This is a genomic window from Paracoccus sp. SMMA_5_TC (genome assembly GCF_009696685.2).
Taxonomy (GTDB): Bacteria; Pseudomonadota; Alphaproteobacteria; order Rhodobacterales; family Rhodobacteraceae; genus Paracoccus.
In genome coordinates, this window is sequence record NZ_CP102355.1 from 2,162,908 (window position 1) to 2,178,430 (window position 15,523).

General features: G+C 66.0%; 15 protein-coding genes and 1 tRNA gene. 13 read left to right on the forward strand and 3 right to left on the reverse strand.

All coding sequences use genetic code 11. The annotated features are described in order from the left end of the window. The first annotated feature begins 7 nt into the window (after nucleotides 1–7). Genes GB880_RS11225 through GB880_RS11240 form a run of 4 tightly spaced genes read left to right on the forward strand, consistent with a single transcriptional unit; the run spans nucleotide 8 to nucleotide 5,095 of the window. On the forward strand, nucleotides 8–1,150 hold the full coding sequence (locus tag GB880_RS11225; RefSeq protein WP_154493569.1) for a microcin C ABC transporter permease YejB: 1,143 nt from the start codon (nucleotides 8–10) through the stop codon (nucleotides 1,148–1,150). Beyond that, the gene (locus tag GB880_RS11230) at nucleotides 1,150–2,256 is read left to right on the forward strand and encodes an ABC transporter permease (RefSeq protein WP_154550588.1); all 1,107 of its coding nucleotides are present in this window, start codon (nucleotides 1,150–1,152) and stop codon (nucleotides 2,254–2,256) included. Before GB880_RS11225 ends, GB880_RS11230 begins: the two co-directional genes overlap by 1 nt. Then, entirely contained in the window at nucleotides 2,253–3,848 is a 1,596-nt protein-coding gene (locus GB880_RS11235; protein WP_154493570.1) for an ABC transporter ATP-binding protein, read from the forward strand. Before GB880_RS11230 ends, GB880_RS11235 begins: the two co-directional genes overlap by 4 nt. Then, nucleotides 3,845–5,095 carry a glycosyltransferase family 4 protein gene (locus tag GB880_RS11240; protein ID WP_154493571.1) on the forward strand — a complete coding sequence of 417 codons (1,251 nt, stop codon included), beginning with the start codon at nucleotides 3,845–3,847 and terminating at the stop codon, nucleotides 5,093–5,095. The genes GB880_RS11235 and GB880_RS11240 overlap by 4 nt, the downstream gene beginning before the upstream one ends. On the opposite strand, the gene GB880_RS11245 is transcribed toward GB880_RS11240, so the two are convergent. Together GB880_RS11245 and GB880_RS11250 are read right to left on the reverse strand one after the other, a co-directional pair. Further along, nucleotides 5,059–5,532: a hypothetical protein gene (locus GB880_RS11245; RefSeq protein ID WP_195840784.1), complete on the reverse strand. Its 474-nt coding sequence runs from the start codon at nucleotides 5,530–5,532 to the stop codon at nucleotides 5,059–5,061. The genes GB880_RS11240 and GB880_RS11245 overlap by 37 nt on opposite strands. Before the next feature lie 61 nt (nucleotides 5,533–5,593). After that, nucleotides 5,594–6,319: a molecular chaperone DjiA gene (locus GB880_RS11250; protein ID WP_154493572.1), complete on the reverse strand. Its 726-nt coding sequence runs from the start codon at nucleotides 6,317–6,319 to the stop codon at nucleotides 5,594–5,596. 133 nt (nucleotides 6,320–6,452) lie between these two features. Between GB880_RS11250 and GB880_RS11255 the strand changes: the two genes are divergently transcribed. The 8 genes from GB880_RS11255 to GB880_RS11290 all read left to right on the forward strand — a co-directional run bounded on the left by GB880_RS11255 (nucleotide 6,453) and on the right by GB880_RS11290 (nucleotide 11,373). After that, complete coding sequence (locus GB880_RS11255; RefSeq protein WP_154493573.1) at nucleotides 6,453–6,938, forward strand: GNAT family N-acetyltransferase; 486 nt, start codon at nucleotides 6,453–6,455, stop codon at nucleotides 6,936–6,938. Nucleotides 6,939–6,984: 46 nt separating this feature from the next. Further along, nucleotides 6,985–7,061 (forward strand) — tRNA-Arg (locus tag GB880_RS11260). 214 nt (nucleotides 7,062–7,275) lie between these two features. Then, nucleotides 7,276–7,728, forward strand: a complete 453-nt coding sequence (locus tag GB880_RS11265; protein ID WP_229774387.1) for a DUF2267 domain-containing protein — start codon at nucleotides 7,276–7,278, stop codon at nucleotides 7,726–7,728. 95 nt (nucleotides 7,729–7,823) lie between these two features. Beyond that, a complete protein-coding gene (locus tag GB880_RS11270) occupies nucleotides 7,824–8,702 on the forward strand; it encodes an AraC family transcriptional regulator (protein ID WP_195841241.1) in 879 nt (292 codons plus the stop codon). 31 nt (nucleotides 8,703–8,733) lie between these two features. Beyond that, nucleotides 8,734–9,636: an SDR family oxidoreductase gene (locus GB880_RS11275; protein WP_263467142.1), complete on the forward strand. Its 903-nt coding sequence runs from the start codon at nucleotides 8,734–8,736 to the stop codon at nucleotides 9,634–9,636. After that, entirely contained in the window at nucleotides 9,633–10,049 is a 417-nt protein-coding gene (locus GB880_RS11280) for an SAM-dependent methyltransferase (RefSeq protein ID WP_263467143.1), read from the forward strand. Before GB880_RS11275 ends, GB880_RS11280 begins: the two co-directional genes overlap by 4 nt. Nucleotides 10,050–10,089: 40 nt before the next feature. Then, nucleotides 10,090–10,437, forward strand: a complete 348-nt coding sequence (locus GB880_RS11285; RefSeq protein ID WP_154494653.1) for a GFA family protein — start codon at nucleotides 10,090–10,092, stop codon at nucleotides 10,435–10,437. Between the two features lie 6 nt (nucleotides 10,438–10,443). After that, nucleotides 10,444–11,373 (forward strand): GNAT family N-acetyltransferase, encoded by a 930-nt coding sequence (locus GB880_RS11290; protein WP_154550689.1) that lies wholly within the window; start codon nucleotides 10,444–10,446, stop codon nucleotides 11,371–11,373. On the opposite strand, the gene GB880_RS11295 is transcribed toward GB880_RS11290, so the two are convergent. Continuing rightward, nucleotides 11,364–11,807 carry a cupin domain-containing protein gene (locus GB880_RS11295; protein ID WP_327077760.1) on the reverse strand — a complete coding sequence of 148 codons (444 nt, stop codon included), beginning with the start codon at nucleotides 11,805–11,807 and terminating at the stop codon, nucleotides 11,364–11,366. The genes GB880_RS11290 and GB880_RS11295 overlap by 10 nt on opposite strands. Nucleotides 11,808–12,243: 436 nt before the next feature. Here GB880_RS11295 and cas9 point away from each other — a divergent pair, with 436 nt between their 5' ends. Then, nucleotides 12,244–15,516, forward strand: a complete 3,273-nt coding sequence (cas9, locus tag GB880_RS11300) for a type II CRISPR RNA-guided endonuclease Cas9 (protein ID WP_154490303.1) — start codon at nucleotides 12,244–12,246, stop codon at nucleotides 15,514–15,516. The last annotated feature ends 7 nt before the right edge of the window (nucleotides 15,517–15,523 follow it).

Below are 15,523 nucleotides of genomic sequence, written 5' to 3' on the forward strand. Positions count from 1 at the left end.
GGGGCAGATGGCAGCCTATATTCTGCGGCGTTTGCTGCTGATCATTCCCACGCTGATCGGCATCATGCTGGTCAACTTCACCCTGACGCAATTCGTGCCGGGCGGGCCGATCGAACAGATCATCGCCCGCGTTCAGGGCGAAGGCGACGCCTTGCGCAACATCTCGGGCGGCGGCGACGCGCAGGCGGCGCAGAGCAGCGAATATGCCGGCGCGCGCGGCATCCCGCCCGAACTGCTGGATCAGCTCGAGGTGCAGATGGGCTTTGCCCGGATCGTTTGCACAGCCGACCATCAGGGCGAACCGGACCTGAAATCGCCCGATTGCCACAAGGAAAAGCTGGGGGCTGTCGAACGCTTTCTGATCATGATGGGCAATTACCTGCGCTTTGACTTTGGCGTCAGCTTTTTCCGCTCGATTTCGGTGATCGACCTGGTGCTGGAAAAGATGCCGGTGTCGATCACGCTGGGGCTGTGGTCGACGCTGATCGCCTATATCGTGTCGATCCCCCTGGGCATCCGCAAGGCGGTGCGCCACGGCACCCCCTTCGATACCTGGACCTCGGGCGCGATCATCGTGGGCTATGCCATCCCGGCGTTTCTTTTCGCGGTGCTGCTGATGGTGCTGTTTGCTGGCGGCAGCTATTGGCAGATCTTTCCGCTACGGGGGCTGACCTCGGAAAACTTCGATCAGCTCAGCCTGTGGGGCAAGGTCAAGGACTATCTGTGGCACATCGCCCTGCCGGTGACGGCGACGACGATTTCCAGCTTTGCCACCCTGACGCTGCTGACCAAGAACAGCTTCCTTGACGAAATCGGCAAGCAATACGTCATGACCGCCCGCGCCAAGGGCCTGACCGAGCGCAAGGTGCTTTACGGGCATGTGTTCCGCAACGCGATGCTGATCGTGATCGCAGGCTTTCCGGCGATGTTTCTGGGGGTGTTCTTTGGCTCGTCCATCCTGATCGAGACGATCTTTTCGCTGGACGGGCTGGGCCGGCTGGGCTTCGAGGCGGCGGTGCAGCGCGATTATCCGGTGATTTTCGGCACGCTTTACGTCTTTGGCCTGCTGGGGTTGCTGGTGGGCATCCTGTCGGACCTGATGTATGTTCTGGTCGATCCCCGCATCGACTTCGAGCGGAGGGCGCATTGATGGCGCTGAGCGAACTGAACCGCCGGCGGCTGCGCAATTTCCGGCGTAACAAGCGCGCCTTCTGGTCGCTGATACTGTTTTCTGTCCTGTTCGTTGGCTCTCTGTTCGCGGAGCTGATCGCCAATGACCGGCCCATTGTCGTCAGCTATCGGGGTGATCTGTATTTCCCGGTCTATCGGTTCTATCCCGAAACAACCTTCGGTGGCGACTTCGGGACCGAGGCGATCTATACCGATCCCGGCGTGCAATGCCTGATCCGCACAGGCGGCCGGCCGGAATGTTGGGACGATCCCGAGGCGGTCGAGCGCGAGGCGGCCCGGACCGGAGCAGTCGCCGGAGAGCCCGTCGACCGTGGCTGGATGCTGTGGCCGCCGATCCCTTATCACTATCGCACCATCAACAACGTCGGCACCGCGCCCAGCCCCCCCAGCAGCGCCCATTGGCTGGGCACCGACGATACCTCGCGCGATGTCCTGGCGCGGGTGATCTATGGCTTCAGGCTGTCGATCCTGTTCACGCTGGTGGTGACGCTGTGCAGTTCGGTACTGGGCATCGCGGCGGGGGCGGTGCAGGGCTATTTCGGCGGCCGCACCGACCTGGTGTTCCAGCGCCTGCTGGAAATCTGGGGCTCGACCCCTTCGCTTTACGTCATCATCATCCTGTTCGCGATCCTGGGGCGCAGTTTCTGGCTGCTGGTGTTCATCTCGGTCCTGTTCGGTTGGCCGGCGCTGGTCGGCGTTGTTCGGGCCGAATTCCTGCGCGCGCGCAACTTTGAATATGTGCGTGCAGCGCGGGCGCTGGGGGTCAGCGACCGCAAGATCATGTTCCGCCACATCCTGCCCAACGCCATGGTGGCCACGCTGACCATGCTGCCCTTTGTGGTGACGGGGGTGATTTCGTCGCTGGCGGCGCTGGATTACCTGGGCTACGGCCTGCCCAGTTCGGCCCCATCGCTGGGCGAGCTGGCGTTGCAGGCCAAACAGAACCTGCAAGCTCCCTGGCTTGGCTTTACCGCATTCTTCACCTTCGCCATCATGCTGTCGCTGCTGGTCTTCATCTTTGAAGGCATCCGCGACGCCTTTGATCCCAGAAAGACCTTCCAATGACGCCGGTTCTGCAAGTCAACGACCTGCGCATCGCCTTTCGCCACGACGGGCGGCTGGTGCCGGCGGTCAAGGGCGTCAGCTTCACCATCGCCAAGGGCGAAACCGTGGCGCTGGTCGGGGAATCGGGCAGCGGCAAATCGATCACCGCGCTGTCCACGGTCGGGTTGCTGGGTGATGCAGCGCATTGCCAGGGCTCGGTGCGCTATCTCGGGCGCGAAATGATCGGTGCGCCCGAAGCGACACTGCGCGACGTGCGCGGCAATGACATCAGCTTCATCTTTCAGGAGCCGATGACCTCGCTGAACCCGCTGCACACGCTGGAGCGGCAGTTGGGCGAAAGCCTGGCGCTGCATCAGGGGTTGCAAGGCAAGGCGGCGCGGGCGCGCATTGTCGAGTTGCTGAACCGGGTCGGCATACGTGATCCCGAATCGCGGCTTTCAGACTATCCGCACCAGTTTTCAGGCGGGCAGCGTCAGCGTATCATGATCGCGATGGCGCTGGCCAATGGCCCCGACCTGCTGATCGCGGACGAACCCACCACGGCGCTGGACGTGACCATCCAGGCGCAGATCATGGAACTGCTGGCCGAGCTGAAGGCGGCCGAAGGGCTGTCGATGCTGTTCATCAGCCATGACCTTGGGCTGGTGCGCCGTATTGCCGACCGGGTCTGCGTGATGAAGGATGGCGAGATCGTCGAACAGGGGCCGGTGGAGCGCATATTCGCCGATCCTCAACACGAATATACCCGGCTGCTGCTGGCCGCCGAGCCCAAGGGCCGGGCCGAGCCGGCCGATCCGCAGGCGCCGGTGGTGGTCTCGACCCAGGATCTGAAGGTGTGGTTCCCGATCCAGCGCGGTTTCCTGCGCCGCACGGTCGGGCACGTCAAGGCGGTCAACGGCGCCAGCATCGCGGTGCAGGCCGGCCAGACCCTGGGCATCGTTGGCGAATCCGGCAGCGGCAAGACCACGCTGGCGCTGGCGATCATGCGCCTGATCGCCAGCAACGGGCCCATCGTATACATGGGCCGCGACATCTCGCGGGTGCAGGGGCGCGCCATGCGGGCGCTGCGGCGCGACATGCAGATCGTGTTCCAGGATCCCTATGGCAGCCTGTCGCCGCGGATGACGGTGGAACAGATCATCGCCGAGGGGCTGGGCGTCCACGGCATCGAGCCGGGCCGCAATCAGCGCGAGATGGTCGATGCCATCATGCGCGAGGTCGGCCTGGATCCCGCCGCGATGCACCGCTATCCGCACGAGTTCAGCGGCGGTCAACGTCAGCGCATCGCCATCGCGCGGGCGATGATCCTGAACCCCAAGCTGGTGGTCCTGGACGAGCCGACCAGTGCGCTGGACATGACCGTGCAGGTGCAGATCGTCGAACTGCTGCGCCGCCTGCAGCGGCGGCACGGATTGACCTATCTGTTCATCAGCCACGATTTGCGCGTGGTGCGTGCCATGGCTCATCGCATCGTGGTGATGCGCGCGGGCGAGGTGGTCGAACAGGGCGATACCCAGGCGGTGTTCGACACCCCGCAGGACGATTACACCCGTCGGCTGATCGCGGCCGCCTTCCTGACGACCAGCGCATGAAGATCCTGTTCGTCCATCAGAACTTTCCGGGGCAGTTCCTGCATCTGGCGCCGGCGCTGGCCGCGCGCGGCCATCAGGTGCTGGCGCTGACCGACGAACACAATCAGCGCCCGTCGCCGGTGCGCGTCGTGCGTTACAAGGCGCCGGCGGACATGAAGCTGCCGCCGATGCTGGGCCGGACCTACAGCGAATATGCCGAACGGGGCTGGCTGGCCGCGCGCGGCTGCCGGGCGCTGCGCGATCAGCACGGCTTTACCCCCGACCTGATTCTGGGGCACAGCGGCTGGGGCGAGACGCTGTTCCTGCGCGAAATCTGGCCGCAGGCAAGGTTGCTGGTCTATGCCGAACTGCTCTATCGCACGCGCGGGCATGACGTCGGTTTCGATCCCGAAATCACCCCCGACAGCGACGAAGGCCGCGCCGCGACGATCGCGCGCTCGGCGCATCTGATCCAGGGACTGGTGCAGGCCGATGCCGGCCTGTCGCCCACCCGCTACCAGGCGGAGTCCTTTCCGCCGGAACTGCGTCAGAAACTGACCGTGATCCATGACGGCATCGACACCGCAAAGGTCCGACCCGATCCAGCGGCGGAATTCCTGCTGACCGATGGTCGCAAGCTGCGTCCCGGCGACGAGGTTCTGACCTATGTCTCGCGTTCGCTCGAGCCCTACCGCGGCTTTCACCGCTTCATGCGCGCCTTGCCGGCGGTGCTGCGGGCGCGACCGCAGGCGCAGGTGGTGCTGGTCGGAGGTGACGGCGTCAGCTATGGCGGCCCCCCGCGCGATGCCCCGAACTGGAAGGAAAAGCTGCTGGCCGAACTGGCGGGCCAGATCGACCTGTCGCGGGTGCATTTCATGGGCCGCGTGCCCTATCCGCAATATCTGGCGCTGCTGCAGGTCAGCCGGGTGCATTGCTATCTGACCTACCCGTTCGTTCTCAGCTGGTCGCTGACCGAGGCGATGGCTGCCGGCTGTCATATCATTGCCTCTGACACCGAACCCGTGCGCGAACTGATCCGCGACGGTGAAAACGGCCGGCTGGTGCCCTTCTTCGACGGCCCGGCGTTGGAGCAGGCGTTGATTGCGGCCTTGGCGGGCGATCCGCAGGCCTCCGCCATGCGCCATGCCGCGCGTCAGACCATTTGTGCCGGCTATGATCTGAAAACCATCTGCCTGCCGCGGCTGATCGATTGGGTCGAAGGCGGCGGCGATCAGAGTTCGATTTCGCTGCCAGCGGGCGGCGGCTGATCCGCCGGGGCAGGCGCGGTCTGGTCCGAGGGCGGGTTCAGCCGCGAATCGTCCTGTGGCGCCGGTCGCAACAGGTCGCGTAACCTTGGGCCGACGGGCGGCGGGGGCGGCGCATCGGGACGCCGGCGGATCAGAATGTCGCCATTTTCAAGCCTTTCGGGGGCCTGATAATTGCCAACATCGTCCATCAACTGGCCCAGTTCGTCCAGAACCGGCTGAAAGCTGTTCAGGGTGGCGCCCAGATCACGGCCCAGCCGGTCCAGATGCGGCTGGGCCTGCCGCATCAGATTGTCCATCAGGCTTTCCAGCCCCCGTTCCAGCGCATCCCCGGTCGAGGGGGTGGGGGCATCGGCCGATGGTGGCTCGTAAGGTGTCTGAGCATGGGCCGGAGCCAGCAGCAGCCCCCCGGTCAGTAACAGCGCGGCGCAGCGTTTCATGAAGGTCGCTCCAAAGGGTGACGGTGGAAAACCGGCATTTCCCCGTGCCGGTTCCCCAAGTTCAGACATGGCGCGGCCGGTGCATGGCGCGGAAATTTTCCCAGGCCTGGTTCAGGGCGCGGGTGCGTGCCTCGGCCAGGCGGATCGCTTCGGGCGGCAGGCCGCGGGCAATGGCACGATCGGGATGGTTCTCGCGCACCAGTTCGCGCCAACGCTTGCGGGCCTCTGCCAGGGGGGTGTCCGGGGCGATCCCCAGCACCTCGCAGGCCGGGCATCCCTGGCGCCGATCATGGCGCGCGCGAATTGCGGCCACTTGTGCCGGGTCCAGTCCGAAGATGCGCGCCACCTCGTCGATAAAGATGATCTCGGCCTCGTGCAGATCGGCATCGGCAACGGCGATGATGAAAAGCCCCTCGATGACATCGGCAAGCACGGGGTCGCCGGGCGGGAACATGGCCGCGATGCGGCGTGCCCAGGCATCAAAGCCCGCCACGTCCTGCCGCGCCAGGTCGAAAACCCGGGCAGCGTTCTTTTCCTCGGAACGTGGAATGATGAAAACACGGCGAAAGGCGGCCACCTCTGAACGTGCGACGGCGCCGTCGGCCTTGGCCAGTTTTGCACCCAGCGCAATGACTGCAATCGTGAACGCTACCGATCGTTCGGGTGGGGTTGCCGGTCGGCGCGCGCCCACGATCGCCGCCAGCCGGTCGGCGATGCGCTGCCAGAAACTGCGTGGGCGGGGCAGTTCGGGGCAGGCGGTGTCGGTGCTGTCAACGGCGGCATCCATGCGCGCAGCCTAGGCTTTGCATCGGGTCAAGTCCACTGACTTTCCGATGATTTCAGCGGGGCTTGCCAAGCCGGGGGCCGCCGGTGCATTGCCTGATGGCCGCATGGTGCGACATTTCGATCACGAGGGATTCATGACGCCTAGCCCCGCCCAGGTCACGATCGGCCGCGAAAGCCCGCTGGGGGCGGATCTGGACCTGCTGTTTGAACGTCACCGGCAGGACATGTTCGCGGATACGCCGCCCGAATCGATCCACATGTTGCCGCGCGAGGCGTTGCTGGATCCCGATATTTCCTTCTTTGTCCTTCGCGAGCAGGGCAGGGCCGTGGCGATGGGCGCGTTGAAGCGCATCGCGCCCGATCATGGAGAGATCAAGTCGATGCACGTTCTCGCCGAGGCGCGCGGACAAGGCCATTCGCGTCGCATGCTGATGGCGCTGATCGAACAGGCACGCGCCTTGGGAATGACCCGTGCAAGCCTGGAAACAGGAGTCCAGCCCACGTTCGAGGCTGCACGCGCACTGTATGCGCGTGCCGGGTTCACCGTGTGCGAACCCTTTGGCGATTATGCTCCCGATCCCAACAGCCTGTTCATGACCCTGCAGCTTGTCGACGTCTGATAGGTGGTTGATTAAGCCCGTGCGATCCGGCATGACTGGCGCGCGTGGCCCCGTAGCTCAACCGGATAGAGCAAGCGCCTTCTAAGCGCTGGGTTGGGGGTTCGAGTCCTCCCGGGGTCGCCAGAGCGACAGGAAACCATCCCAGCAGACGACTTCGGACCTGCCCGAAGAACCCGGCAACCTTCAACTGGCTGGAACGTCGAAGGTGCCGTAACCCCAGGCCAGAGCCAAAGTCACGCTGCATGATGGCTACGGATCATGTCGCCGGATCTCGACACGAATATGAAAATCTGCTGGACTGAAGTTCCATCACCGGCAGGGGAGAAGCGGCATGCCAATGCCCTGGACCTATCGCCACTCGACCCGCGAGTTCCGTGCTTTTCTGGACGATGTAAAGGACCGCATGGATCTGGCTTCCGACAACATGGCCTACACCGCGGTCGATGCTGTGTTCCAGGTGTTTCGCAAACGTCTGACGGCGCAACAGGGGCTTGATTTCGCAAGTGTCCTGCCCAGCATTCCAAGGGCCATCTTCGTGAAGGACTGGCAGGTATCGGATCCGCCCGAAGCATTTGCTGACCGCGCCGCAATGACGCGCGAAGCGCAGCTTGTCAGGGTGAACCATAATCTCACGCCGGAAAATGCAATCGAAGCCACGGCCTGGGCACTGCGGCGCAGCCTGGATCAGCGCGCCTTCGATCGGGTTCTTGCCCGGATAGGAAAGGAGGCCGAGTCATTCTGGCATGTCAACGTGACCGACCCGACCGAACTCGCGCAGCGAATTGTCTGATCGCGGGTGTATTCATCCGTAGTGGCCGCCGGATTTGAACCGCAGGCTTTGCGGGGTTGCTTGATGGCTGCACGCATTCACAAGAGGGCGCCGCAATGAATGAACGACGCGGCAATGACGCAGTTTTTCCGGCCCGCCGGCTCTTCCTCAGCCTGCCCGGCGATGCGGGGCCGGGGCCCGAGACCGCCGCGCCGCGGGCCAGGACGCGCGCGCTGCGCGTTCCGCCCGACCTGCGTCCGACGATCGGCCAGGCGCTGATGTGGCACGAGTCGTTGCAGGCGGACGACCGCATCGTCGAGCATGTCTTGCCCGACGGGGCGGTGCGGCTCTGGTTCGATCTGTCGGACTCAGGGGCCGGGCCGATGGTTCTGGGGCCGCGGCTCGAAGCGCAGAAGGTTCTTCTGCAAGGCCGCATGGCCGGACTGTCGGTCGCGCTGACGCCGGCGGCGGCGCGGGCGGTGCTGGGCGCCCCGGTGCGACAGCTGCGCGGGCAGGTCCTCTGGCTCTCGGAACTCTGGGGACCGGCGGCGGGGGATCTCGGGGACCGGATCGCCGAAGCCGCAGACCTGGGGCAGATGGCCGACACCCTGTGGGACGGGCTGAGGCAGCGCCTTCGGCGCGCCGGCTTCTCGACCGACGACGGCCGGCGGACCCTGCACCTCGCGGCGGCGGTTGCGCGCGGCGAGCGGCCGGAGTGGATCGGGCTCGGCGAGCGGCGGCTGCAGCAGCTCTGCGCCGAGCACCTGGGGCTGTCGCCGCGCGAGCACCGGCGGCTCATGCGCTGGCACGGCCTGCTGCGTAGCCTGCGCAGGGTGGACCGGCCTGATTGGGCGGCGCTTGCGCTGGCGCATGGCTGGTACGACCAGGCGCATATGCTGCGCGACTTCCGCGCCTTTGCGGGGATGACGCCCACTGCCTTCCGGGCGCTGGCGGTTTCGGGTCCGTCCAAGACGGCTCTGCACAAGACCGGCTAGGGATCGGACAGAACAGGACAGGAGACCGCCCATGACAGCCCCCGACCGACCCCTGAAGGATTGCATCGCGCTTGTGACCGGCGCCAGCCGCGGCGCTGGGCGCGGCATTGCCGTCGAACTCGGGGCGGCGGGTGCCGTCGTCGTGGTGACGGGGCGCAGCACCCGCGACCGGCCTGCGGAGGGCTACGGCGGAATCCTCGGGCAGTCGGGCCTTGCCGCCGCACCGGGCAGCATCGAGGACACGGCCGAGGCCGTGACCGCTGCGGGCGGCTTCGGCATCGCGATGCGCTGCGATCATGGCGACGCGGACGCCGTCGATGATCTGGTCGCGCGGATCGAGCGGGAAACCGGCGCCATCGACCTTCTGGTCAACAACGCCTGGGGCGGGCACGAGAGCTTCGACGGCCGCTTCCAGGCGCCGTTCTGGGAACAGCCGCTGGCGCACTGGCCGGCGATGATGGACGGCGGCGCGCGGCTGCACTGGCTCGCGGCCCGCGCCGTCGCCCCGCGGATGGCGGAGCGCGGCCGCGGGCTGATCATCGCCACCACCTTCTGGGACGAGGGCCGGGTGATGCGCGGCAACCTCTGCTACGACCTGGCCAAGTCCGCGATCTGTCGTCTCGCCATCGCCATGGCCGAGGAGCTGCGCCCCCGCGGCGTGGCCTCGCTGGCGCTGTCGCCCGGCTGGATGCGGACCGAATGGGTGCTCGCGGCCCATGCCACCGACGAGGCGCATTGGCAGAAGGTGCCGGCGCTGGCGCGGACCGAGTCGCCGCGCTATCTCGGTCGCGCCGTCGCGGCGCTGGCGGCCGATCCGCAGGTGATGCGGCACAGCGGCAGGGTGCTGCGCGTGGCCGATCTGGCCGAAGCTTACGGCTTCACCGACATCGACGGCCGCCGTGTGCCTGCCTTCGCGCTGGAGCCCGCGCCATGACCGTGCTGTCGCCCCGTCTTGCCGCCGTGCTGAACGCGCTGCCGCTGGCGCCGGGGGTGCGTGTGCTCGAGATCGGCTGCGGCCCCGGCGCGCTGGCCCGGGCGATGGCCGAACGGGTGGCGCCCGGCGGCGCCGTGGTCGGCATCGACCGTTCGGCCCGCGCCATCGCGCAGGCCAGGGCGGCAAGCCCCGCAGGCCAGCCCGGCGCCCCGACCTTCCGTCAGGCCGCCGCCGAGACCTTCGCGCGCGCGCCGGACGAGGCCCCCTTCGACCTGATCGTCGCGGTCCGCGTCGGCGCGCTCGATGGCCGCCACCCCGAGGCCGGCGCCCGCGCCTGGCCCCGGCTGCGCGCGGCGCTGACCCCCGGCGGGCGCATCTTCGTCGATGGGGTCGAAACGACGGGGCCGGAGTAGGGGCGCCGCGGGGATAGTCTTTGTTGAGAGGAGTGCAGGAATGATCTTCAAGGGAGGTTGTCATTGCGGTCAGATCGCCTTCGAGGTCGAGGGCGAGATCGCGCAGGTGGTGGAATGCAACTGCTCGATCTGTTCGCGCAAGGGGTCGCTTTTGTGGTTCGTGCCGCGCGACCGGCTGCGCCTGTCCACGCCGGAAGAGGCCATGAGCACCTACCGCTTCGGCAAGCAGGCGATCGGCCACCGCTTCTGCCCGACCTGCGGCATGCATCCCTTCGCCGAGGGGGCCGACCCGTCCGGCAACCGGATCGCCGCCGTCAACGTCCGCTGCCTCGAGGGCATCGACCTGTCCGCGATCCCCGTCGCGCAGGTGAACGGCCGAGAGCGCTGACCGGGCATGAGGATCGCGCCCTTCGCCGCCGCCGATACCGCCGCCTGGCTCCGCCTGCTGAACCTGACACGGCCCGTGCCCCTGTCGGCCGAAGACTTCGCCGCGCGCGAGGCGCAGGGCCCCGAGGGCGAGTTCCTCCACCGCTGCCTCGGCCGGACCGGGACCGCGACGGTCGCCATCGGCCAGCTTGCGGCCGCGCCCTATGCCCCGGCGGATCACCTGGCGCTGCTCATCTGCACCGATCCCGAATGGCGCGGCCGGGGCTGCGGCACGGCGATGCTGGCCCACCTCGAAGGCGTCGCTGCGGCGCAGGGCTACGCGGGCCTTGCGGCCACGCTGCCGGAGACGGCACAGGGCGATATCGACTGGATGCAGCGTCGCGGCTACCTGCGCCATGCCCTGCGCTTCGACAGCCTTCTCGACCTTGCCAGCCTGCCGCTTGCCGCGATTGAGGCAGCCCCGCCGCCAGATCTCTGCCTGCAGGACATGACCGGCGCGACCGAAGCCCGATGGCAGGAGGTCTGCGACCTTTTCGCCGGGCTTCTCGCCGACGCCCCCGACATGCGCGGGCTGCCCCGCTGGAGCCGGGCGCGCTGCGAGACCGTCCTGCGCCGCAGCCCCAGCGCTTGCGACCGCTGGGTGATCGTGGCGCGCGCCGGGGACCGGGCCGTGGGCCTGACCGTCGGCCATGCCCTGGGGGCGGAGATCTATTCCTTCTTCACCGGCGTCGCGCCCGACCTGCGCGGCACCGGCCTCGGCCTCGCGCTCAAGCGGCGGCTGATCGCCGTGGCGCGGGCCGAGGGTATTACCCGGATGCGCACCACCAACCTCGAGGGCAATGCGCCGGCCCTGCGCCTGAACGCCGCCTTGGGCTTCCGGCGCGTCCCCGGCAGCGTCGAGCTGCGCCGGCGGATCGGCTCCGCATCTCAGGCGTAGGGGGTCGACGCGGGCCTGCCGGCGAGGTCCGTCCAGACGTCGTCGGGCTGGGAGCGATCGCGGTGGCAGATGCGGTCGTGACCCGGATAGACGATGCGATCCACCGGGGCGCGCGTTCCGACGACGAGGCATCGCGTCGGCCGGTCGGACCGGTCCTCGAGGCAATGCGCGACGGGCACGCCGGCCTTGAACGCGGCGGCATCGCCGGGGCGCAGAAGGGTCTCGCAGTCGCCCTCGACCAGCGTGATCTCGCCCTCGAGGACGAGGATCATCTCGTCCTCGGCCTCGTGCCAGTGCGCGAGGGCAGAGCGGGATCCCGGTTCCAGAACCTCGACGAAGGCGCCGAACTGCGTAAGGCCGGCAGCTTCATTGATCCACAGCGCGCGTCGATGGGAGAGCAGGCCTCGCCCTACACCGATCCCAGAGACAGTAATGCTTCAGATCCAGTTCCGGATTGTTAGGTCTGACGGGCAGATCGCGTTCTATTACGCAGGCGCGTCACGCAGCAGCCACAAAGGCTGGGCAGGGCGATAAGGCTGTGCCTGCGCTTTCCACAGGAGGCGAATGCTGGATATAGCCGAGTTCGTCAGCGTTGCCTGACGGGTAGCGCGCCAAAGGATCGCACTCGACAACGCGACTCGCATCCTGCAGATGACGCAGCTTGCGCAGGTATCGTCAAGGCGCTCTTGGGACATGGGCTCTGGGGCAGGTGATGGCACCATCCTTTGTGGAGTAAGGCCGGCAGCCCACGACCAGCTTTCTTCCGAAAGCTTCCGAAAGAAGAGGGGCAGGCCGCAGCCTGCCCCAATGGTGTGGATCTTTCACCTTATCGCGGGAAAGACCACGCCGCTTCTTTTGCTAGGAATTTGAATGTATCCCGGAACAGGCTGGTATGGCAAGCATTTCGGAGGGGCTATGCATCGTTTTGCTTTTGACCTTGGAACACATTCGCTTGGCTGGGCGGTCTACCGTCTGGACGCTGACTTGCTTCCAGTTTCGCTTGAAAAGCTTGGCGTGCGGATATTCTCGAGCGGCCGGGATCCGAAGTCGAAGGAATCCAATGCTGCGGGACGCCGTGGGCCGCGCGCTGCGCGGCGGCAACGGGACAGAAGGCTCGGACGACGCGGAAGGCTGCTTGGCGACCTGATAAATCTTGGCCTGCTGCCGCAAGACGCCCAAGCCAGAAATGCGGTTTTCGCGGCAGATCCTCATGAAGCTCGCGCAAGGGCCGCGCGCGAGCAGGTTTCGCCAGAGCAGCTTGGCCGGGCGCTGTGGCACATGTCGAAACACCGTGGTTTCAAGAGCAATCGTCGGGCCGACAACGACGCGGACGAGAAGGGCAAGGTCGCAACCGCGTCCAATGCTCTTCTCGAGCGACTCAGATCCGAGGGGCACCCGACATACGGCGCCTTCCTCCACGCCCGCCTTCTGCGGGGCGAAGGAACGCGCATCCGGCCGACCGGCGAAGATACGAAGCTGTCTTACGAATTCTATCCGACGCGCGCCATGCTGGAAGCAGAGTTCGATCACATCCGGGCCACCCAGGCGGCCTATCATCCGTCGCTGACCAATGACAAATGGGAACGGCTGCGTGATACGATCTTCTTCCAGCGTCCCTTGCGCCCGGTCCGGCCGGGAAAGTGCACCTTCTTCCCCGATCAGGATCGCCTGCCGCGCTGGCATCCGGTCGCGCAGGAATTCCTGATCCTGTCGCAACTCAATCACCTGCGAATCGTCGATGAGTATGGCGAAAGTCCGCTGGATATTACCGCTCGTGACCTTGTCGCGCGCACGCTGATGGGTGGGACCAAGCTTTCATGGGCGGCGCTGCGAAAGACCCTGAAATTGCCGTCGCAGGCTGCGTTCAACCTGGAAAAGGGCGGGTTGAAGGAGCTTGCGCGCAATGATGTCGCCGCACGGCTCTTGGGTGATGCGAAGAAGCCTGGACCGCTGGCAAGTCTGTGGCCGACCCTCGACAGCGCCACGCAGGTGCAAATGCTCGGCCGGATCGCGGATACTGCCGACCCGAACGAGTTGATTGGCTGGCTGATCGAACGGCACGGGCTTACCCGCGAGGTCGCCGAAAGGGCGGAGAGGATTCCGCTCCCCGATGGCCACCTGCGCTTCTGCCTCAAGGCCACACAGGCCATCCTGGAAGAGATGCGCAGGGAAGTCATCACCTATGACGAGGCGGTGCGCCGTGCGCCACTGCTGGGCGGCGCGGGGCTGGACCATTCAGATTTCCAGGCCGAGAAGGGCGTGGATATCCTGCCACCGTATAACCGGCTGCCTGTGTTGCAGCGGATGATCGGGAACGGCACAGGCGACCCGAATGACCCCGACCTTATCCGCTATGGCCAGATTACCAACCCGACAGTGCATATCGCCCTGGGACAGTTCCGGCGGGTGATGAACGCGCTGATCGTCGAATATGGCAAGCCTGCCCAGGTGGTGATCGAGGCCGCGCGCGACATGGCCAAGTCGGCCGAGGAACTGAATCGCATCGAAAGCGAAATCCGCAAGAACACGCAGCGCAACGATCGCTGGCGGAAAGAGTTGCAGCAGGCGGGTCTGCTGGTCGAAGGCGCACGCGTCGGCGACCGGTTTCTGCGTATGCGCCTGTGGGAAGAGCTGGGCAAGGGCCCGGCGGATCGGCTCTGCCCCTACACCGGCCAGACCATCGCGCCGCATCAACTGTTTTCCGATGAGGTCGAGATCGACCACATCCTGCCCTTCGAGGAGACCTTCGACGATAGCCCCGCGAACAAGACGGTGTGCTTTCGTGTGGCCAATCGCATCAAGGGCAAGCGTGCGCCCGGCGAGGCCTGGTCCGGCACGGATCTTGCCGCGATCATCGCCCGCACGAAACACCTTCCGCCCAACAAGGCCTGGCGATTCCTTCCCGGCGCCATGCAGAAATGGGAGGAAACGCGCGGTTTCGAGGATCGCCAGCTGAACGCCACCGGCTATCTCGCCCGCGTCGTGCGCACCTATGCCGAGGCGCTGTTTGCAAAGACTGATGACGAGGGGAGGCGGCGCAGCCACGTCTGGATCCTGCCGGGCCGCATGACGGCGATGCTGCGGCATCGCTGGGGCCTGAACCTGGGCGATCACAACCGCAAGCTGCGCGACGATCACCGCCACCACGCGATCGACGCCGCAGTGGTGGGGGTGATCGACCGGCGGATGGTGCAGGTCTTGCAGACCCATGCGCGGAAGATTGGTGCAGACGGGCTTGACCGCGTGTTGCCCGCGCCGCCCGAGCCATTCGAGGGCTTTCGCGATGCCGTGCTGTCCGCTGGGGAAAAGGTCAACGTCAGCCATCGCCCGCAGCATGGCAGCATCGACCCATCCGACCCCTCGCAGACGAGCGGTCGGCTGCACGAGGATACCGTCTTTGGCATTGTGCGCGACGTGCCGGAAAATCAGGCCGACCGAACCATCGGGAATGTCGTGGTGCGCAAGCCTGTCCTTGGCTTGACCGAAAAGGAAATCGGTCAGGTGCGCGACGTCAAGCTGCGCCGCAGCCTTGAGGAGGCCACCCGATCGGCCCGCGACAAGTCCTTGCCGAAGAAAGAGCGCGACAAGCGCCGGGCCGAGGCGCTGGCAGCGTGGAGCAAGGAAACGGGCCACCGCAAGCTGCGCATCCTGAAACCTGAGGCCGCGGTGCGGCCGGTTCTTGATCGCGAGGGCCGGCCCTACAAATGGCTGGTCCCCGGCGAGAATGCCTACATGGACATCCTCGAAGGCCCCGACGGCACCTGGTTCCACCACGTGACCGACATCTGGGCGGCCAATTCAGGCGGGGCCGAGCCGTGGAACATCGTGTATCCCGACGCGCGTTTCATCATGCGCGTGTATAAGAACGACACGATCCAGCTGTTCGATTGGGATGAAAAGAACAAATGTATTGCGGAAGGCAGCAACCGGATCAAGCGGGTCGTTCGACTGTCGCCAAGCAACTCGGTGCTTTACCTCGTCGGGATCAATGACGCGGGCGACTTTAAGAAACGCCATGATGATACCCAAGACCCCTTCCGCTGGGATCTCGCAAATATCGGCAAACTCAGGCTCCGCCGTGCCCGGCGCGTGCGGATCGACGAACTGGGGCGGGTGCACACGATCCGACATGGGATCGTGTAGACAAATG